The sequence below is a fragment of the Herbihabitans rhizosphaerae genome, assembly GCF_004216555.1.
Lineage (GTDB): Bacteria > Actinomycetota > Actinomycetes > Mycobacteriales > Pseudonocardiaceae > Herbihabitans > Herbihabitans rhizosphaerae.
Genome location: NZ_SGWQ01000015.1, coordinates 13,090 through 32,828 on the forward strand (window position 1 = coordinate 13,090; position 19,739 = coordinate 32,828).

General features: G+C 69.5%; 17 protein-coding genes and 1 pseudogene. 5 read left to right on the forward strand and 13 right to left on the reverse strand.

What is annotated here, in order from left to right; all coding sequences use genetic code 11:
- Window positions 1-82 precede the first annotated feature (82 nt).
- From EV193_RS29830 to aztB, 6 genes are all read right to left on the reverse strand, one after another.
- Window positions 83-421, reverse strand: a complete 339-nt coding sequence (locus EV193_RS29830) for a hypothetical protein (protein WP_130348290.1) — start codon at window positions 419-421, stop codon at window positions 83-85.
- A gap of 160 nt (window positions 422-581) precedes the next feature.
- Complete coding sequence (locus EV193_RS29835) at window positions 582-2,168, reverse strand: alpha/beta fold hydrolase (protein ID WP_242613768.1); 1,587 nt, start codon at window positions 2,166-2,168, stop codon at window positions 582-584.
- A gap of 599 nt (window positions 2,169-2,767) precedes the next feature.
- Window positions 2,768-3,955, reverse strand: a complete 1,188-nt coding sequence (gene aztD / locus EV193_RS29840) for a zinc metallochaperone AztD (RefSeq protein ID WP_130348291.1) — start codon at window positions 3,953-3,955, stop codon at window positions 2,768-2,770.
- 48 nt (window positions 3,956-4,003) lie between these two features.
- Window positions 4,004-4,924 carry a zinc ABC transporter substrate-binding protein AztC gene (gene aztC / locus EV193_RS29845; protein WP_130348292.1) on the reverse strand — a complete coding sequence of 307 codons (921 nt, stop codon included), beginning with the start codon at window positions 4,922-4,924 and terminating at the stop codon, window positions 4,004-4,006.
- Complete coding sequence (locus tag EV193_RS29850) at window positions 4,921-6,168, reverse strand: hypothetical protein (RefSeq protein WP_242613769.1); 1,248 nt, start codon at window positions 6,166-6,168, stop codon at window positions 4,921-4,923. The genes aztC and EV193_RS29850 overlap by 4 nt, the downstream gene beginning before the upstream one ends.
- A 42-nt stretch (window positions 6,169-6,210) precedes the next feature.
- Window positions 6,211-7,032 (reverse strand): zinc ABC transporter permease AztB, encoded by an 822-nt coding sequence (aztB, locus tag EV193_RS29855; RefSeq protein WP_130348293.1) that lies wholly within the window; start codon window positions 7,030-7,032, stop codon window positions 6,211-6,213.
- Between the two features lie 49 nt (window positions 7,033-7,081).
- On the opposite strand from aztB, the gene aztA reads away from it, so the two are divergent.
- On the forward strand, window positions 7,082-7,789 hold the full coding sequence (aztA, locus tag EV193_RS29860) for a zinc ABC transporter ATP-binding protein AztA (protein ID WP_242613770.1): 708 nt from the start codon (window positions 7,082-7,084) through the stop codon (window positions 7,787-7,789).
- Between the two features lie 27 nt (window positions 7,790-7,816).
- Here the strand turns inward: aztA and EV193_RS29865 are convergent, their stop codons facing one another.
- On the reverse strand, window positions 7,817-9,733 hold the full coding sequence (locus EV193_RS29865; protein WP_242613777.1) for a heavy metal translocating P-type ATPase: 1,917 nt from the start codon (window positions 9,731-9,733) through the stop codon (window positions 7,817-7,819).
- A 144-nt stretch (window positions 9,734-9,877) separates the two neighbouring features.
- Between EV193_RS29865 and EV193_RS29870 the strand changes: the two genes are divergently transcribed.
- Window positions 9,878-10,240, forward strand: coding sequence for an ArsR/SmtB family transcription factor (locus EV193_RS29870; RefSeq protein WP_130348295.1), 363 nt, complete (start codon window positions 9,878-9,880; stop codon window positions 10,238-10,240).
- A gap of 18 nt (window positions 10,241-10,258) precedes the next feature.
- On the opposite strand, the gene EV193_RS33545 is transcribed toward EV193_RS29870, so the two are convergent.
- Complete coding sequence (locus EV193_RS33545; protein ID WP_165401548.1) at window positions 10,259-10,426, reverse strand: hypothetical protein; 168 nt, start codon at window positions 10,424-10,426, stop codon at window positions 10,259-10,261.
- Window positions 10,427-10,669: 243 nt separating this feature from the next.
- Window positions 10,670-11,734 (reverse strand): aldo/keto reductase, encoded by a 1,065-nt coding sequence (locus tag EV193_RS29875; protein WP_130348296.1) that lies wholly within the window; start codon window positions 11,732-11,734, stop codon window positions 10,670-10,672.
- A 116-nt stretch (window positions 11,735-11,850) separates the two neighbouring features.
- Here EV193_RS29875 and EV193_RS29880 point away from each other — a divergent pair, with 116 nt between their 5' ends.
- Window positions 11,851-12,684, forward strand: a complete 834-nt coding sequence (locus EV193_RS29880) for a helix-turn-helix transcriptional regulator (protein ID WP_130348297.1) — start codon at window positions 11,851-11,853, stop codon at window positions 12,682-12,684.
- Between the two features lie 580 nt (window positions 12,685-13,264).
- Window positions 13,265-14,614, forward strand: coding sequence for a hypothetical protein (locus EV193_RS29885; RefSeq protein ID WP_130348298.1), 1,350 nt, complete (start codon window positions 13,265-13,267; stop codon window positions 14,612-14,614).
- Here EV193_RS29885 and EV193_RS29890 read toward each other — a convergent pair.
- Genes EV193_RS29890 through EV193_RS29900 form a run of 3 tightly spaced genes read right to left on the reverse strand, consistent with a single transcriptional unit; the run spans window position 14,564 to window position 18,128 of the window.
- The gene (locus tag EV193_RS29890; RefSeq protein WP_130348299.1) at window positions 14,564-16,657 is read right to left on the reverse strand and encodes a tetratricopeptide repeat protein; all 2,094 of its coding nucleotides are present in this window, start codon (window positions 16,655-16,657) and stop codon (window positions 14,564-14,566) included. The genes EV193_RS29885 and EV193_RS29890 overlap by 51 nt on opposite strands.
- 56 nt (window positions 16,658-16,713) lie before the next feature.
- Window positions 16,714-17,355: a DNA alkylation repair protein gene (locus EV193_RS29895; protein ID WP_130348407.1), complete on the reverse strand. Its 642-nt coding sequence runs from the start codon at window positions 17,353-17,355 to the stop codon at window positions 16,714-16,716.
- A 20-nt stretch (window positions 17,356-17,375) separates the two neighbouring features.
- Window positions 17,376-18,128, reverse strand: coding sequence for an SDR family NAD(P)-dependent oxidoreductase (locus EV193_RS29900; RefSeq protein ID WP_130348300.1), 753 nt, complete (start codon window positions 18,126-18,128; stop codon window positions 17,376-17,378).
- A gap of 81 nt (window positions 18,129-18,209) precedes the next feature.
- Here EV193_RS29900 and EV193_RS34835 point away from each other — a divergent pair.
- Window positions 18,210-19,107 (forward strand): annotated as a pseudogene (locus tag EV193_RS34835) (AraC family transcriptional regulator).
- Here EV193_RS34835 and EV193_RS29910 read toward each other — a convergent pair.
- Window positions 19,101-19,721 (reverse strand): LysE family translocator, encoded by a 621-nt coding sequence (locus EV193_RS29910; RefSeq protein WP_130348301.1) that lies wholly within the window; start codon window positions 19,719-19,721, stop codon window positions 19,101-19,103. The pseudogene EV193_RS34835 and the gene EV193_RS29910 sit on opposite strands and share 7 nt — an antisense overlap.
- Between the last annotated feature and the right edge of the window lie 18 nt (window positions 19,722-19,739).

Genomic DNA, 19,739 nt, shown 5'->3' on the forward strand with positions numbered 1-19,739 from the left:
CGCTTTCGAACGCACTGAGGTAGCGATCGACAGCTTCCTCGCTCCTCGCGATGTCGCGCTCCACAGCAGCGAGTTCGTCGGCCTAGGTGGTGCACTGGTCGTCGACTTCGCTGGCGGTGCTGGCCAGTCCCTGTTCGATGAGATCGCTGCGCGCGAGGGTGTCGATCAGCGAGGTGAGCACGGCTTGTTCGAGTTGGTCGGCGGGCAGCCGGTCGGCGGGGCAGTGCAGGGGAGCCGTACCGCTGCTTGGTGAAGCAGGTGTAGTAGCGGTATGCGCCTGCGTCAGCCACCCGGCGACCTGGGCGCGGTTGGCGAAATCGAGCTCGACGAGAATGTTGCGCACCTGAGTGCCCGCGGTGCGCGCGGAAATCACCGGTTGTCCGACGTTCTCGCTGTTGATCAGCCAACCCGGCGCGACCACGACTCCGACCTTTCACGGCGAGCACTGGTACGCGCACGCTGGGCCAACGTGCATTCACGATCAGGCAGCCGACGTGGTGGGCACCGCCGTGCCGAGGCGGGGCCACAGCAAACGGCGTCTCGGCCCGCCGAAGATGGCGGGCCGAGACGCCGCTGGTGGTTCAGCGCGTCCGGAACGGGGCTTTGAGGGTGTTTTCCAGACCGGCTGGGCGTTGGCTCATCTTGAGCCCGCTCCTCGGTCCGCCGAGGGCTTTGGGAACTGGCTGGGAAGCGGGTTCGCACTCCATGTCCGCCTGATCGCCGGGCTTCCGCGTGGGAAGAGTGGTGATGTCGGCGAAGAAGCTGGCGATCGCGTTGTCGACGCAGGTGTTGCCGGACAACGAGTTGGAGTGGGTCGTGCCGCCGGGCAGTCCGATGAGGCTGGACTTGGTCAGCAGCTTGCGCAGGGCGAGTCCGTCCTCATACGGAGTCGCTCCGTCGAACTGCTCGTGGATCAGCAACGTGGGCGGCGCGTTCTCGCCGTCGACCTGGACTGGTTTCTCGAGCGCTCCAGCGGTCCAGTAGTTGCACGGCAGGGCGCCCCAGGTGCTGGGCCAGGCGTAGAAGGGCTCCTGGGCGTGACCTTTCCAGGCGTCGGCCGACCACTGTGCCCAGTCGTCCGGGTACGGCGCGTCCGTGCAGAGCACTGCCTCAAGCACAACATCGCCGCTCGTTTTCGGCGCCTGCGTTTCGTCGTAAAGCTTTTGCAGCGCCTCCCATTGGCCATTGTTCACCCAGCCTGAAAAGGCCGTCGCGATACGGTCCCACTCGCCTTGGCCCGGTACCGCTGAATAGAACAGCTCCGTCCATTCAACGGAGCCGATCCTTCCGCCTGCCGCTGCCCGGTCAAGCCGGTCCCGCTCGCCGAACCAGCGGGTCTCAACCTCCGTCCCGGTGGCACCAAGGTGATAGACTCTGTCATATTTTGCAATCCATTCGAAGAACTTGCCGAGCGTGCGGCCTGCAGCCTTCGCCTGATCGTGGTTGGACCTATACCACGCCGTCTGTGGATCGACGTTGCCGTCCAGGATCATCCTTTTGACCTTGCCCGGAAACATCGTGCTGTACACCGGGCCGAGATACGTTCCGTAGGAGTATCCGAAATAGTTGATCTGCTCGACGCCGAGGGCGAGGCGGATAGATTCCATGTCCTCGGCGGCGTCGGTAGTCTTGATGTGTTTCAGCAGTTCGCCGCTGTTCTTTCCACACGCGTCGGCGTGCCCGCTCGCCTTGTCCTTGAGCGCCTGTTCCGTGATGTCGCTTCGCGGCACCAGGTCCGGCTGGTCGTACTTGATCCCCTGGTCCGGGCCACAGGACAGAGTCGGCCCACTGTCGCCGACCCCCCTGGGATCGAACCCGATCCAGTCGTAGTACGCACCGACACCGGAAGGGATCCGACTGCCGATAAGAGACATGTCGAGGCCCGAACCGCCAGGACCGCCGGGATTGCCGAGCACGACACCTTGATATGCGTCACTGGACGACGTGTGCTTGACCCGGGAGATCGCGATGTCGATTTTCTCGCCGCCGGGGTTGCTGTAGTCGAGGGGAACCTTCACCTTCGCGCATTCAGCACCGGCGTCGATCAGGTCTTGATTCGTACACTGCGTCCACTCGACGGGTGACGGCTCGTACCTCGGTGTCGCATTCGGAAAGGCCCCGACAGACGGTGCCGCGACAACGCCGGCCGCGATTACCGTGGCGCCCACGAAAATGAGGCCAGCCGTCCTTCTACTGTTCACAGTATCTCCCAGAGGATATTCGAACCAACTCCGTGCTCGACTTGGTTCCGCGTAGTGGAGCGAAGGGAGATTAGCAGGTCGCAGACGCGCCGATCGGACGTAGCTCCTTATGCGGCGTGGCCGCTAATCCAGATGGGATACTGTCAGTTGAAACATTAGACGAAACGTCACACCAAGGTGTAGTAATGCGACGGAATCGGTAACCAGAAACGTCGCGATTCGGTCATGAGACGCGCTGGGTTCACCCGTTCGTGCACCCGGTCCGCGGATGCGGTTCTCGAGTCGAACAGGCAAGGAAGCCCATGCCGCGGCGAGGCGGTCCTCGACATCCCCGCCGCGCCGGTGGCCTCGTTCGCCGCGAATCAGCACATTGCCGAAAGCCCTGCGTTCGCGGCGTACAGGTGACTGGCGGCACGGTCGAGCCGCCGGTGCCGCCCAGATCCGCCGTGACATCCAGCCGTGACGTCCAGCAGTCGGGTGGTGGTGGTTGGTGCGACCCCGCCGGGTGCTCGCGTGGTGGCTGAGGGACCGCGAGCATGGCCGATGCCGCGGCTGGCGGCGGTCGGTTACGCGGGCACGCCGCTGATTTCGTTGGGCACGCCGGGGAGTGTGCCGGTCGCGGTCCTGGCGCCCGAGGCGAGGTCGACGGCGTGGATCTGTTTCTTGCCCGGGTCGCTGATGTAGGCGGTGGCGCCCCGGACGAAGATCGCCGGTCGTGGTTGCTGCCACTCCAGTGGCTCCTGCCAGGGACCGATCACGGGAATCCTGCGTGTGACCGTGCCGGCGACAGGGTCGATCACGTGGATCTGGCCGTCGGTGCCCAGCACCAGGCCCTCCCCGTGAGGCCCGCGGGCCAATGAGCGGAAGGTGTAGCTGGTGCCGAGTTCGACGTGTCGCAGTGTCGCGCGGTCGGTGTCGATCAGCGATACCCGGGTCGGGCGCTCCAACTCGGCTTCCTTGTCGATCTTGTAGTCGCCGAGGGTGATCGGGGAATGTTCGGAACCGGCCTGGTTGCCGATGCGCCCGTAAGGGTCGGGGCTGGTGACCTTGGTGATGGTGCCGTTGCGGTAGATCAGCGCCCCGGTCTCGCAGCCGATCACCACGGTCTCGCCGCGTGCGGTGGCCTCGCCGTGCACGCCGGGGCACTGCTCGTTGCGCGCGATCTCCTTGCCGTCCCTGTTCAGCACCACGATGCCGGGGCGCGAGTCCTCGTTGCCGATGGTGGTGACCAGTTCGCCGTTGGCCAGCTCGACCGCCACGCCGTGGTGTGCCTGCGGCGTGCGGTGCCGGAGCGCGGGCAGCTTGCCGGATCCCAGCGCCGCCGGCTCGGCCACGGTGATCTCGCCGGTGCCGTCGGCGAAGAGCACGGTCTTGCCCGCGTGTCGCACGACGTGCCCCGGTTTGGCGGCCTTGACCTCGATGCCGGTCAGCGCGGCGCGCGAGGCGTCGAGCACGCGGAACCCGGTGGAGGTCGAGACCAGCAGGTGCCGGTCGTCCCCGGCCGGGTTGAGGCGGTTGAAGCCGTCCAGCCGAATGTCCTTGGCCATCGTGAGAGTCTTGCCGTCGAGCACGTGGATCCCGCCGTCGTAGGTGACCGCGACCGGCGCGGTCACCGTGGCTTCGTTCTGTGCCGCGGCGTTGCCCTGCGGCGGCGGAGGTTGCTCGGAACCGCAGGCCGACAGCGCGAGTGCGGCCGCCGCGGTGAGTGCGGCGCTCCGGGCGGTCGACCGCCGGGCGAACAGCGATGTTGCCATGTTTGCTGCACCTTTCGTCTTTCGTGTGGTCTCGGCCGTTCCCGGTGGTCAGGGCCGGGTCAGGCTGGTCGCGATCGCCTCGGTGTTGGCGCGCATCATTTCCAGGTAGGTCGCGGCACCCTTTCCTGGTTCGGTCAGCGACTCGGTGAACAGTGGCCGCACGGTCACGTGCAGCCCGGCCTGCTCGGCAAGTACGCGGGCGAGCCGATCGGATTGGGAGGAGTCGGCGAAGATCGCCGGTACTCCCGCGGCGCGTACCGCGTCGGACAGTGCCCGCAGGTCGGCGGCGCTGGGTGAGGCGAGGGTGGTGCCGCCCGGGATGACGGCGCCGATGATCTCGAAGCCGAACCGCTGCGCCAGGTAGCCGAAAACGTGGTGGTTGGTCACGAGTTTCCGGCGCGCCGGTGGGATTTCGGCGAACCGGCGGGTCATCGTGGACTCGAGCGCGGCGATCTCGTCGCGGAGGCGTGCGGCGTTGGCCCGCACCACGGCCTCGTCCACTCCGCGCACGTGCGCGATGACCTGGTCGGCGATCACCGTGACCGCCTCGCGCATCCGGCCGGGGTCGGTCCAGAAATGCGGATCGGGCTGCCCGGCGTTCTCGCCACCGGTGTAGCTGATCGGGTTGGTCCGCTCCCCAACCGGCACGGTTGGCACTCCGCTGCCGGCTGCCGAGGCCACGGTGCGAAGCACGCCTTCCTCGAGGCCGAGTCCGTTGTAGACGACCAGGCCCGCGCGCTCCAGCTGGGCGGCCTGCTGGGCTGAGATCCCGAAGGAGTGCGGGTCGGCGTTCGGTTTCATCAGCACCGTCACGTCAGCCTGATCACCGACGACGGTGCGGGTGATGTCGCCGAGAATGTTCGTGGTCACCACCACCGAGGGCCGCCCTTCGGTGGTGCCGGAGCAGCCCGCGACGAGCAGCAGCACGGCGATGAGGCCTGTGGCGAGCCGCGTGGCTGTGCGGCTCATCGGCCGGTCTCCACGATGTGGCTGGCCTTGCCGCCGACGGTCAGCGTCCTGGCCCGGCGAAGGCCGTCGTTGTAGTCGATCTCGTATACCTGTCCGGAGCTCGGGTTGTTGACGTAGGCGCGGGTGTTGTCGATCTGGATGCTCGGCGCGGCGGCCAGCGTCGTCGCCTCTGGCGCCATCAACTGGGTTCGTGCCCGCTCCGCGCCAGTGGTGGTGTCGTAGGCGCGCAAGATCCCGTCCCGGGTCAGCGCCAGCAGCGGCGCCCCCTCGCCGACGGCGTTCACGGCGGCGAGTGGACCGGTCTCTATCCGACGCCACGTCCGCCGGGCGGTGTCCAGCAGCCATGCGCCGCTGTCGCCCGCCGGCGCGGTGAGCGTGCTGCTGCCCGGCCGGTGGGTGAACCGGATGGCGCGTTCCCCTGGGTCGACCTGGCGCGGGTACGGGATCTTCTCGCCGGTGAACGCGCCGTCCTTCTCGGTCACGAGCAGCGCCCCGTCCGCGCAGCCGAAGACGACACCGCGCCGGGTGACCGCCTGGCCCTGGAGTTCCGGGCACGGTTGCGCGACCTCGGCGACCGGGTTGCCCTGCCGATCGTGGACCCGCACCCCGCGTGCGTGCCGCTGCCCCGGATCGGCGACCGAGGCCAGCACACGCTCGCGGTAGGGCACCGCGGTGCTCAGGTGCGCGGTGCGGGCGATGGTTGCCAGCTCGGCGACCGAACCCTTGTCGAGCTTCGCCCGGTCGAGCAGGCTGGTCGTGCCGTTCGGGAAGGACACCGCCGTGACCGCGGGGTCGCTGTAGGCGGCCACCGGCCCCGCGCCTGGCCCCGAACTCGGCACGATGCCCGGTACCACGCCGACCTCGCGGACCGGAGCGCGGTAGTAGTGCACGTGATCGCCGTGGTCGACCATCCAGGAGCCACTGTCGACCACGCGAACCGACCCGTCCCGGCCGGTCAGGTACCCGAACCGGCCGTCCCCGGTGATGCCCCGCACACCATCGACCCGCCCAGCCGGAACGACCTGCTCGGTGATCAGGTCCACCACGTGCACCAAGCCGGTGCCGGCATCGGCCACGATCAGCCTGGACTGCGTCTCGGCGGTCTCCTCGGCGCCCTCGACGTAACCGTGCGGCACTCCCCCGGCGGGCGCGCCGGCCTGCGGCCCATCGCCACCGCAGGCCGCCAGCAACAGCGAAACCACAACGAGCAGACCGGCTCCGCGACCGGTGAGGCGTTTCATCATCGAAGAACTCGATCCCAGTTGTCGGACAGCGAACCCGCGCGCTCAGCCGCGGGACGGCACGACGGCGGACAGCAGAGCGGACAGGAAGAACAGCAGGACCGCGCTCACGACGATGCTCGCGCCGGCGGCCGTACCGCCGTGCCAGGAGACGAGCAGCCCGGCCACCGTCGCCAGGCCGCCCAGCAGTGCGGCGACCAGCATGATCGTGGAGATCCGCCGCGCCCAGAACGTCGCGGCCGCCGCGGGCGCGATGAGCAGGCCGAACACCAGCAGCGTCCCGACCACGCGGAACGACGCCACGATCGTCACCGTCACCAGCGCGAGCAGCAGCGCGTTGGCCAGCCCGGGGCGCAACCCCAGGGTGTGCGCCTTGCGCGCGTCGAAGGTGAGCGCGACGAAAGACCGGTGCCCCAGCGCCGACACCACCGCCACGAGCGCCAACGCGACCGCCAGACCGACGAGGTCACCGGCCCCGACCGCGAGCACGTCGCCGAACAGGAAACCCGTGAGGTCGACCGCGAACGACCGCGAGTGCGACACGATGATCACCCCGGTGGCGAGCATGCCCACGAACAGCAGCCCGATGCCGGTGTCCTGCGACAGCCGCCGCGAACGCCCGAGCGCCGTGAGGCCCACCGCCATCACCGTGGCGCTGAGCAAGGCCCCGAACAGCAGGTTCACCCCGGCCAGCGAGGCCAACGCGACCCCGGGCAGCATCCCGTGCGACAGCGCGTCGCCGATGAAGGCCATGCCGCGCAGCACGACCCAGGTGCCCACGATCGCGCACGCCGCCGCGACCAGCACGCCGGCAACCAGTGCCCGCCGCACGAACGACACCTCGAAAGGGATGAGCAACCAGTCCACGCCACCACTATACTGATAACGATTTTCATCGTCGTCTAGGTGGTGGTCCGTGACCGGCAAAGGAACGATCGTGCTGCGTGACCTCAGCGCGAGCTACGGCCGGCGGGAGGTGCTGCGCCGCGTCACCGCGGAGGTGCCGGCCGCGCGCATCACCACGGTCGTCGGGGCGAACGGGGCCGGGAAGTCGTCCCTGCTCAACGTGATCGCCGGGGTGCTTCCCGTCAGCTCCGGCTCCGTAGTGACCGGGGGCTGCGGGCGTCCCGCGTACGTGACCCAGCACAGCGAGGTTTCCGACTCCGTTCCCATCACCGTGCGCGCGGCGGTGACCATGGGACGTTGGGCGCACCGGGGCCCGTGGCGCAGGCTGACCCGACGCGACCGGGCCGTGGTCGACGATTGCCTGGCGCGGCTGGACATCACCTCGATCGCCGACCGCCGGCTGGGCGTCCTCTCCGGCGGACAACGCCAACGCGCCCTGGTCGCACAGGGCCTGGCCCAACAGTCCGACCTGCTGCTGCTCGACGAACCGTCCGTCGGACTCGACCTGCCCGCCCAGGCGCGGATCGAAGAAGCGCTCCAGGACGCCGGCCGCGACGGTGTGACCGTGCTCCGCGTCACCCACGACCTCACCGTGGCGGGCCGCGCCGACCACTGCCTGTTGCTCAGCGCGGGCACGCTGCTCGCCGAGGGCCCGCCCAACACGGTGCTGACTCCGGAGCGAGTCGCCACCGCGTGGGGCGTGCCGCCGATCCACTGATCACCGCCGGACGCGTCGGAATGATCCTCACCACGCCGAGCGGCGCAGCAGGCGCAGCCCGTTGAGTCCGACCAGCACGGTGGAGCCTTCGTGGCCGGCGACGCCGAGCGGGAGTGGCAGCGTGCCGAGCAGGTCCCAGGTGGCCAGGACGGCGATGAAGGTGAACGCGATGACCAGGTTCGCGACCACGACGCGGCGGGCGCGGCGGGACAGGGCGATGACGGCGGGGATGGTGGTCAGGTCGTCGCGGACCACGACCGCGTCGGCGATCCGCAGGGTCAGATCGGCGCCCGCGCCGCCCATCGCGATGCCGGTGTGTGCGGCGGCCAGCGCCGGGGCGTCGTTGATGCCGTCGCCCACGACGGTCACCCGCTCGCCGGCGGCCTGAAGGTCGCGGACGGCGCCGAGCTTGTCGTCGGGCAGCAGTCCGGCCCGCACGTCGGTGATGCCGACCTGGTCGGCGAGCCGGTCGGCGGTGGCCTGGTTGTCCCCGGTGAGCAGCACCGGTGGGGCGCTGGTCAATCGGGCGACCGAGGCGACGGCCGGCGCGGCTTCGGGCCGCACCTCGTCGGTGATCGCCAACACGCCGACCGGTTGACGTTCGCAGCGCACCACGACCGCGGTTTGCCCCCGACCCTGCGCGGCCTCCACCGCGGTCGCGGCGGCCAGGTCCGCTGGTGCCAGCAGCGCGGACGGGGAGCCGACCTCGATGAACCGGTCTTCGACGGTGGCCGACACGCCGCGCCCGGGCCGGGCGATGAACTCGTCGACAGCAGGCAGGTCCTGCCCCCGGCGGTGGGCGGCACGCACGATCGCCGCGCCGAGCGGGTGTTCGCTGGGGTGCTCGGCCGCCGCGGCCAGCCGCAACAGCTCGTCCTCGGTGGAGATCGCGGCGCGGCGCGCGCCGGGCAGCAGGCCGATCTCGGCGAGTGCGGGTGTACCGCGGGTCAGCGTGCCGGTCTTGTCGAAGGCGACCTGGGTGGTGGCGCCGAGTCGCTCCATGACCACCGCGGACTTGACCAGCACGCCGTGCCGTCCGGCATTGGCGATCGCCGCGAGCAGCGGCGGCATGGTGGCCAGCACCACCGCGCACGGCGAGGCGACGATCATGAAGGTCATCGCGCGCAGCAGCGCGTCCGGCAACTCGTCGCCCATTAACAGAGGGATCACGAACACCGCGACGGTTGCCGCGACCATGCCGATCGAGTAGCGCTGCTCGACTTTCTCGATGAACAGCTGGGTCTTGGCCTTGGTCCGGATGGCCTGCTCGACCAGTCCGGCGATCCGGGCCACCACCGAGTCCTCGGCGCGGCGGTCCACCCGAACCCGCAGTGACCCGGTGCCGTTCAGCGTGCCGGCGAACACCTCGTCCCCGACCGCCTTGTCCACCGGCAGCGGCTCTCCGGTGACGGTCGCCTGATCCGCCTCGCTGGCCCCGGCCAGCACCACGGCGTCGGCGGCGATCCGCTCGCCGGGACGCACCACGACCAGGTCGCCGACCTCCAGATCGGTGACCTTCACGATCTCCTCGTCGCCGTCGGGAGCGAGCCGGGTCGCGGTGTCCGGCGCCAGGTCCAGCAGCCCGCGCACCGAGTCCTCGGTCCGGGCGGTGGCCAACGCCTCCAACGCACCGGAGGTGGCGAAGATGACGATCAACAGGCCGCCGTCCATCACCTGCCCGATCGCCGCCGCGCCGATCGCGGCGACCACCATCAGCAGATCCACATCCAGGGTCTTCTCCCGCAGCGCCCGCAACCCGGCCATGCCCGGCTCCCACCCGCCGGTGGCGTAACAGGCCAGGTACAGCGCCCACCACAACCACGCCGGACCACCAAGAAGCTGGGCAGACAGGCCGGCCAGGAACAACACCAGCGCCGCGGCCGCCCACCGCACCTCGGGCAGCGCGAACGGCCGAGTGCGCCGCACCGGCACCCTCGTCGCCACACGGGCAGCGGGCCGCGCCGCCGCGATCGTGTCCGCGGTGGAACTCACCAGGCACCTCCGGGAGAACGTGTACCGAACTCGCCCGACCATAACAGGAATAAATGAAGAGGTCTTCATGCGTTCCCAAGGGTTAAACTGCGGTCCATGGGACACGGGGTGCAGGGCCGGGACCGGCCCGCCGCACGGCTGGACGCCGACGCCGCAACCCACGTGGCGACCACCCTGCAAGCCCTGGCCACTCCCAGCCGGCTGCTGATCCTCACCGAACTCCGCAACGGCCCCCGCCCGGTCACGGAACTGGCCGACGCCGTCGGGATGGAACAGTCCGCGGTCTCCCACCAACTCCGGCTACTGCGCAACCTCGGCCTGGTCACCGGCACCCGGACCGGCCGCAACATCGTCTACAACCTCTACGACAACCACGTCGCCCAACTGCTCGACGAGGCCATCTACCACAGCGAACACCTGCGCCTCGGCCTGACCGACCGACCCGACACCGCCGGCTGACGCACCGCGTTCCCGGCCTCAGCCGAGCCGGTTGACGGCCGTCTCGATCGCGGCGAGTAGGCGGCGCGGGTCGTTGTTGGAGGCCGTGCGGCCCGCGAAGTAGCAGGTCATGCCGATCTCGGCAGCCAGTGCCGCGATCTCGGGCGTGGCTCCCCGTTCGGCCAGCCGGGCGGTGACCTGATCCACGTAGCCGCGTTGCTTGACGACGCTACGGGCACGCAGCGCGGGCTGTTCGGCGACCAGCGGCCGCAGGGCTCGCTCGTCCGCGGATCACTATCCGTCATCAGCCACACGGGTGCGCCTGTAGCCGGCACGGCGGATCTTCGCGTGAGTCGGCCGCACAGCGACCGGCAAGCCACTGACCAGCGAGATGTGCCGATGATCCCGCCGAGGGCGGCGGTAGTGCCGTCCTCGGCGCTCGGTCGGGTGTCAGCGGCGGGTTTCGATCTTCAGGTCGCCTGCGGTCACAGTGCGGATGTGGTCACTGGCGAGCAGGTCGTGCGGGTAGCCAAGGTCGATCGCGCTGACCTTGTCGAGGCGGGCCAGCTGATCGGCGGTGAAGTCGACCTCCAGGGCGCCCAGATTCCCCATCAGTTGCTCGGGGGTGCGAGCGCCGATGACGGGTGCCGTCACGCCCGGGTTCCGCAGGGTCCAGGCCAGTGCGACCTGGGCCGGTGTGCGTTCCACCTCCGCGGCGACCTCCCGCACGATGTCGGCGATGGCGAGGGTGCGCTCGGTGACCATGCCCAAGCCGGCGTTGAAGCTCTTGCGGTTGCTGTCACCGGAGTCGGCGCTCGTCGCGGTCAGGTCGGCGCGGCCGTACTTGCCGGAAAGCACGCCGCCGCCCAGCGGTGAGTACGGGGTCACCCCCAGCCCCATCGCCCGTGCCATCGGGATCAGGTCACGTTCTCCACCCCGGTTGATGAGGCTGTATTCGATCTGCAGCGCGACCAGCGGCGACCAGCCGCGCAGGTCGGCGATCGCCTGCATGCGCGAGATCTCCCAGGCCGGAGCGTTGGACATCGCCACGTACAGGACCTTGCCGTGGCGGACCAGGTCGTCCATCCCGCGCAGGATCTCCTCAACCGGTGTCGTGAAGTCCCACACGTGCAGGAAGAGCAGATCGAGGTAGTCCGTGCCGAGCTGCCGCAGGCTGGTCTCCACCGACGCGAACAGGCTCTTGCGGTGAGCGCCCCCGGAGTTCGGGTCGCCGGGACGGCGCGACGTCGTGTACTTCGTCGCCAGCACCAGGCTCTCGCGGTTCTCGCGGGTGAATTCGCCCAGCATGCGCTCGGAGCTGCCGTTGGTGTAGGTGCTGGCGGTGTCGATGAAGTTGCCGCCGCGCTCGACGTAGGTGTCGAACAGCTTGCGCGCATCGTCCTGCTCGGCGCCCCAGCCCCACTCGGTGCCGAAGGTCGCCGTGCCCAGTGCCAGTGGTGAGACCCGCAGCCCGGAGCGGCCCAGCAGCCGGTAGGTGTCGAGGGTGAGCGACATGGTGTTCTCCTGTGCTTGTGATCCGGTGTCGAGCACCAGCCTGAGACCACCGCGCGCCGGGGTAAGGGAAGGAAGTTCCTGGGAACAGCAGTCCTACCCGAGCTGTTGGACCAGCCATGATCACCAGCACCGTGGACGTGACACAGGAGCTGGCCGCGTTCCTGCGGACCCGGCGCGAGCGCCTGGATCCGCGGGATTTCGGCCTGCCGGCGCGTCGGCACGCCCGGCGGACCCCGGGATTGCGCCGCGAAGAGGTCGCCGAACTGGCCGGGGTCAGCGTCGACTACATCGTGCGGCTGGAACAGGCCCGCGGGCCGCGGCCCTCAGCGGACGTGGTGGAGGCGCTGGCCAGGGCGCTGCGGCTGGCCCCCAACGAACGCGCCTACCTCTTCGGCCTGGCCCAGCAGCGTCCCCGCGACGCCGGCAAGCTCGCCACCACCGCGGCGCCGTCACTGGCCCGGCTGGTCGCCGACCTGTCGCCGCTGCCGGCCATGCTGATGAACCACCGCTACGACATCCTGGCCTGGAACGGCGAAATGGCGAGGCTGCTCCTGGATTTCGACACCCTGCCGCCGTCGCAGCGCAATGCGATGTGGCTGTGCCTGATGCATCCGGAGACGCGGGAGTTCTATGTCGACCGCGAACGCGTCGTGCGGGAAGGGGTCGCCCACCTGCGCGCTGCGTGGGCCGCGCATCCGGAGGATCAGGCGTTGACCCACCTCATCGCCGAATGCATCACTCGTGACGAGCAATTCGCGCGATTGTGGAACGATCGAGACGTCAAGGTCAACGGTCGCGGACACAAGGTGATGCGACACCCGGAAGCCGGTGTGATCGCAATGCGTTTCGAAACGCTTACGCCACTTCAAGATCCAGACCAACTGCTAGTGATCTACCGCGCCGCGGACGAGGAGAGCCAGTCGGCATTGGACCGGTTGTGCACACGGTGATGTCGAATCGTCCATTCGCGTACTGTGCCGTACCGTCATTCCGGCGTGTTTTCGAGACCGACGCCCACCAACCACGGATACCTTCGAGGCTCGTAGCGCCGTGGACATGCCAGGGTGACGTGATCACACGAGACCTTGAAGTACCTGTTGGTACCGTGGGTCGACGGAGTCCACAGCGCGCACAAGGAGCCGATATGCCGGAGCCGGTCTACGACCTGGTGAAGGTCATCAACGGTGGAGTGAGTCTCTGACCGCCGATCCGCAGTGGGACACCGTCGCGACCCAGCGCACCGTGTTGGCCATCGTGCACAATGTCACGGCAGGTACGCGCCTGCTGGACGCCATCGACGTCCTCGCTTCCGACCTGCGGATCCAGGTCAAGTACACGATCATCGGCTCGTCCGCGTTCACCGCGGGGACATGGCGCTTCCTGACGGATCGAGGAATCGAACCCCTCCCCTGGGATACCGCCGTCGGCGAGTCCTTCGATCTCGCGATCGCGGCCAGTCACGGTGGCCCGCTCTCCGATATCGACGCACCATTAACAATTCTTCCCCATGGAATGGGGTACAATAAGCTATTGAAACCGGAAACCGGAAACCGGAAACCGGAAACCGGAAACCGGAAACCGGAAACCGGAAACCGGAAACCGGAAACCGGAAACCGGAAACCGGTTTTCGGCCTTTCGCCGGAATGGCTGTTCGACGGTGATCGGCTGATCCCGTCGTCGCTGGTGCTCTCCCACCCCGAACAGGTGGAGCGGCTGGTCGCGACCTGCCCGCGCGCCGCGGAGGTCGCCGTCCTGGCGGGTGACACCTGTCTCGACCGGATGTCGGCCAGCGTCGCGCTTCGGCCGTCGTATCGCCGTGCGCTTGGCTGCGCGGAGGATCATCGGCTGGTACTGATCTCTTCCACCTGGGGACCGGATTCGCTGTTCGGCGCGCATCCCGATCTGGTGTCCAGGTTGGTCGCGCGGCTCCCGATCGACGACTTCCGGGTTGTTCTCTCACTGCACCCCAACATCGTCCACCGGCACGCGCCGTGGCAGATCGACCGGTGGTCGCAGGCGTGGCGTCGTGCCGGTGTGACGGTGCTGCCGCCCGAGGAGGGGTGGCGGGCCGCGGTCGTGGCCGCTGATGTCGTGGTCGGCGACCACGGATCAGTCACCTTCTACGGTGCGGCGTTGGGTCGTCCGGTTTTGCTGGCCTCCGCGCCCCGGCACGCGGTCGCCCCGGATTCCGCCGTGGGTCGGTTCCTCACCGCCGCGCCGCTCTACGACCACCGCCGGCCGCCGGCCGCGCAACTCACCGAGGCGATCACGACCCACGACCCGACCGAGGAGCCGCTGGCCTCGATCACCGCACTGGCCACCTCCGCACCCGGCCAGGCGGCTGCCTTGTTGCGCTCCGAGCTGTACCGGCTGATCGAACTGGACGAGCCGGCGGAGCCGGCCGGAACCCGCGCGGTGCCGATCCCCACGGCGGTCACCACACCACCGGGCGCCCAGGTGGTGCTGGCCGAACCGCACGGCGCGGACGTGCGAATCACCCGGTATCCCGCCGAGCTGATGAACGTCGACGGCCGGTTGCCGCCGGGCTGTCATCTGCGGGTCGACCTGCATGAGCCGCAGCGGCGGATGCTGGACCTGGCCGAGATCGTGGTCGTGCCCGACGGGCGGGACGCGGCCGCGGTGTTGGCATCGATGCCCGGGTGTCTGCTGGCGACAGGCCCAGTCGGCACGGACAGGTGGCTGGTGACCGACACCGACGGGGCCACCCTGCTGTTCAGAGGCACCATCGACGACGGTGCGGTGTGGGCTTCCGTGCTACACGCCTGGCTCGACGCGGGTCACAGCCACACGGACCTGCCCGATCGGCTGTCAGCCACCGTCGGCCGGCGCCGGTACACCGCCACCGTCGAGCGAGGCTAGGGCAGCCTTGATCCGATCGGTGTCCGGCCGGAAACCGCATGCCTCGGTGACGGCCAGCGCCTCCTGGTAGCGGCGGCTCGCCAGTCGCGAATCGCCCTGCGCGTTCGCCAGCGCGCCCAACGCCTCCAGGCACAGCGCCCGGTCGTAGGTCCGGTCATGGTCACGCATGAGCTGGAGAGCTGTGTTCAGCTCGTCGCCGGCCTGGGCGAACCAGCCGAGGCCGGTCGCGACGCGACCCAACCACAGCCGCGCCTTGGCCACGTTCACCGGCTCGGGCGGGCTCAACTCGAGGAAGCCGTCCAGCGCGGCGGTCAGCGACGCATGGGCCTGCTCCGGATCGACGGCCTTGCCCAGGTGCAGGCGAATCAGTGCCGATCGTCGCGGATCACCGATCACCTCGGCGAGCTCCAAACTGCGCCGCAGCCAGTGCGCGGCGGAGTCGCGCCGCCCCAACGCCAGCGCGGCAAGCCCGGCGACCTCCGACGCGGACGCTTCGAGCTCGATCTGGCCGGCCGCCGCGTCCACCGCGCGTTCCGAAGCCGCCAGCGCGGCCTCGGGTTTCCCCTCGTGCAGCCACCCGAAAGCCTGCTGCTGCCCGGCCAACGAGGCCAGATCGGACCGCGCCAGCTCATCCGCCGCGGCGAGTGCGGCGGCGTTGACGGACACCTGATCCTCGACGTACTTGCCATGTTCGTGCAGTGGCCACAGCGCGACGGCCATCAGGCACACGTCCAGCCACCGACCGCGATCGGCCAGCGCGTCCACGACCGCCCTGGTGTTCACCCGCTCGGCCTCGAGCCAGCTCATCGGCTCCTCGGGCGCACCGTCGGCGAACCCGTCGGGGGCGAACCGGCGCAGCCAGATACGCCCCGGCATCGCGGCGTGCCCCGCCGCGATCGTGGTCCGCAGGTAGTAACCGAGCATCCGGTCGAGTACGACCTCGCTGTCCTCGCCCGGCGCCACGCCGCGGGCGTGCAGGCGGGTCATGCCGTGCATGACCACCCGCTCGTCCTCGGTCTCCCGCACCAGCCCGGCCCTGACGAGTTCATCGATCAACCCGTCCACCTCGCCGCCCAGCACCATCTCCAGCACCTCGGCGGACACGCTGCCAGCGCCCGGATGCAGGCCGAGCACTCGGTAGAGTCCCCGTGTGGCGGGCGAAAGTCGCTCGTAGGCGGTGTTGAACACGGCCGTCACCGACAAATCGTCGTACCGGGACAGCGCCATCAGACGTCGTCGTTCGTCCGCGAGCTCAGCGACCTGCCGGGCCAGCTTCCGGTTGGGCCGCCCAGCCAGCAACGCACCCACGACACACAGCGCGATCGGCAGCCCCTCGCACGCCGCGGTCAGCGCACGTGCCGCTTCCGGCTCACGGTCGACCCGCTCCCGCCGGATCAACCGAGCCAGCAACTCGACAGCGGCCTCGTCCTCCAGCGGCGTCAACTCGATGTACTCCACCGAATCGCGCTCCCCGAGGCCAGGCATCCGCCCGGCCGCGGTCACCAGCATCACCGACTCCCCCGGCCCGGGCGACAGCATCCGCACCTGACGCGGGGTGAGCGCGTTGTCGACCGAGACCAGCACCTTCTTGTCCGTCGACCAACTCCGAAAGCAGGCCGCGCGCCCTTCCTCGTTGCCGGGAATCTCCGACGGATCCAGACCGGCCGCGATCAGGAACTCGCGCAGCGCGGTGGCCTCTCGCCCCTCCGCGCCGACCGAGAGATCAACGTGGAACTGCCCGTCCGGAAAGCTCTCGCACCGACGCCCACCCCACTGTCGAGCGGCCTCTTTCCTGCCCGACCCAGGCAGCCCGCAGAACACCAGCGTGCGCAGCCCATGGATGTCGAACGCGGCGTCGGCCTGCCCCAACACCCTGAGCTGATTGACGAAGTAGGGAGTCACCGACGGCATCATCCGCGCGGGCTCGGCACGTCGCCGGCCGTAGATGTGGTTGTGCACTCCACCGTGGATGTCGCGGGCCAGCAGGGCGTTCTCGGCGCTGCCGGACAGCTCGTTGTGTACGCCCGGCTGATCGTCATTCATCAGCGATTACCCCCAAGTCGACCACCGCGTCAGCGTACCGACTCCACTACCGATAGTCACCCGTGCTGTCGGCGCACCATCTCGGTGATCCAGACGGGCGCGAACGGCGACGTGCAGTTCGGGGGCGTCGGGTAGTCCTTGAGCACCTCGAGGCGCTCGCCGATGTCGAGTGCGCGGGCGCGGTGCTCGGCGTGCTCGATCCCGATCTGGGCCAGGCAGTGATTCATCGCCCACTGCAGGCGATCCGAAGCGTCCTTCATCTCCGCCTCGATCACGTCGAGCAGTCCCGCGAGGTCGAGGCCCTCGGGCTTGCGCGCCACCCGTTCGGTGGTCAGCGCCCAGCCGGCACTCGCCACCACCGGATCCGAATCGGCCGACCAGGCCAGGCGCAGCTCCTCGGCGTGCGGGCTCTTCTTCACCACGTAGTTCACGAGCCAGTCGTGCACCTTGGGAGTGCGCGCCTCCCGCAGCATGACGTCCAGCTCGTCACGCTCGAACGCCTTCGGACGGCAGATCAACAGCGCCAGCAGTCTGGCCGCGGTGTCGGCCGTCCCCCACAGCTCGCGCGCGAGTTCCTGGCGCGTCTTCAGCCGCTTCGCGATCGCGCGCAGCCTGCCGAGGTTCACACCGTGGTCGTCACCGTGTTTCTCGTTGACCTCACGCACTTTCGGGTCCTCGAGCGCGGCCAGTTCGGCCATCACCCCGGCCACCGTCTCCGTCACTCGGCCTCCCACTCGGCACGGGGAATCACACTCTCCGGGACCACCATTTCCCGCGGTTTCCGGTCGGTGTGCATGGTCCAGAGCAGTTCGGCCAACTCGACCGGGTCGGCGGCGGGCATGTCCGGCACCGGCCGACCCGCGGCTTCTTCGGCCTGGAACGCGGCGTCGAACGGGGTTCCGGTGATGCGCGCGCCAATGTACAGCGTGCCGACGTACACGCCCTGGCCGGCGATCTCGGCCGCGAGGGACTGGAGGTAGTTGCGCTGGGCGGCCAGCACCGGCGACCAGCCGCTCAGGTGCGGGCGGCCCCGAAGAGCGGCGGCTCCCTGGGCGTTGAGGATCGCGCCGTCGCCGCGCTCGATCATTGCCGGGAGGAATTCCTTGATCAGCGCGATCAGGGTGTAGACCGTCATCGGCATCAGCTCGTGCAGTCGTTCGGGGCGCAGATCGACGGCACTGGTGAACGCCGGGTCCGTGGCTGGGCCGTAGTAGAGGGCGGTGGGGTCACCGACCTTCGCGCGAATTCGCTCGGCGACGACGGGCACGAGGTCGGTCTCGGACAGGTCGGCCGTCACCACGTGCGCGGTGATGCCGTGGGCGGCCAGCTCCTCGGCGAACTGGTCCAATGGATCTTGGCGGCGGGCGATCAGGGCGACGTCGTACCCCGCTTTCCCGTATCGGCGGGCGACCGCCCGACCGACGCCGGGACCGGCTCCGAACACCGCGATGGATTTGGGCGTGTTGTTCATGCCCCGAGCAAACCCCAGCGTGCGCAGACGATCCATGGGCAACCGTCGAAGATTGCTTTGTGAACGTCTACCGTGACTGCTGTGGACGTGCTGACCGACTTGCTGCACCGGGCCCGCGCCAGGACCGCGCTGGTCCGGCAGTTGATCCAGACGCCGCCGTGGTCGGTCACCTACGCCGACGCTCCCGCGCTGACCGTGATGGCCGCGCTCGGCGGCCACGCGTCGATCCGGCTCGAGGGCTCCGGGGCCGCGCCGGTGCGCCTCGCCGCCGGGGAGATCGCCCTGGTCACCGGGACCGGCGAGTCCACGATCGCCGACGACCCGAACACTCCGCGCCAGGTCACGATCCGCGGCGGCCGCAAGTACCTCCCCAGCGGAGAACAGACAGCGGGCCACCCGGCTCTGGCGCCGCGCACCTATGGCGACGGCCTGCCCGGGGCGACGATCATGCTCCGGGCCGCCTACGAACTCCACGGCGACGTCGGCGAACGACTGCTCGGCCTGCTGCCACCGCTGGCCGTGGTGCCGGCCGGGCCGCGGACCGCGACGACGTTGGACCTGCTGGCCGCCGAGGTGTCCCGCGATGAACCCGGCCAAGACGCCGTCCTCACCCGGTTGCTGGATCTGGTGCTCGTACTGGCGTTGCGGGCCTGGTGCGCCGAGTCGGCGACCCTGCCCGCCTGGTACCGCGCGCTGGGCGATCCGGCCATCGGCGAAGCGCTGCGCCTGCTGCACACTGGCCGCCAAGGTCGGCTTGTCCCGCGCCGCGTTCGCCGCCCGGTTCGCCGCTCTGGTCGGCGAGCCCCCGCTCACCTACCTGACCGGCTGGCGGATGACGCTCGCGGCGGATCTGTTGCGGGACACCGAGGAGACGGTCGCGGCGGTGGCCGGCGAGGTCGGCTACACCGACGCGTTCGCGTTCAGCGTGGCCTTCAAACGCGCCCGTGGCGTCAGCCCCTCGGTCTGGCGCCGTCAGTGAGCGGCGGTCGCGAGGCGGACGGCCACCGCGCCGAGGACCATCCCGGTCACCTGCTCGATACGCGCACGCACCCGCGGTCGCCGCAGCCAGCGGCCGAGCCGGTCGACGGCGATGAGGTAGACGCTGAACCAGGCCAGGTACAGGATCGCGAAGATCCCGGACAGCACCAGCCCCTGGAGCTGCGGCGAGCCGGTGTCACCGGAGAGGAACTGCGGCAGGAAGGTGACGAAGAACAGCGCGACCTTCGGGTTGAGCGCGTTGGACAGGAATCCCTGCCGCAGGCACGCCGACCGTCGCTGGGGCGCCACGAGCGCGTCGGTCCGCTCCGGGGCGCGGCGGGTGCGCCTCGCCGACCACAGCATCTGCGCGGCCAGCCACAGCAGGTAGACCGCGCCGACGATCTTCAGGATGGTGAACGCCGTCGCCGAGGCGAGCAGCAGCGCGGAGACCCCGAGTGCGGCCAGCGCGGCGTGCACGGCCACGCCGAGCACGCCACCGAGCATGGTCAGCGCTCCGCCGGACCGGCCACCGACGAGGGCGTTGCGGGTGATGAGCGCCTGATCCGGGCCGGGCAACATGATGAGCACCAGCGCGGCGATCGCGAATTCCGTCATGAGAAAAGCGTGACGCAG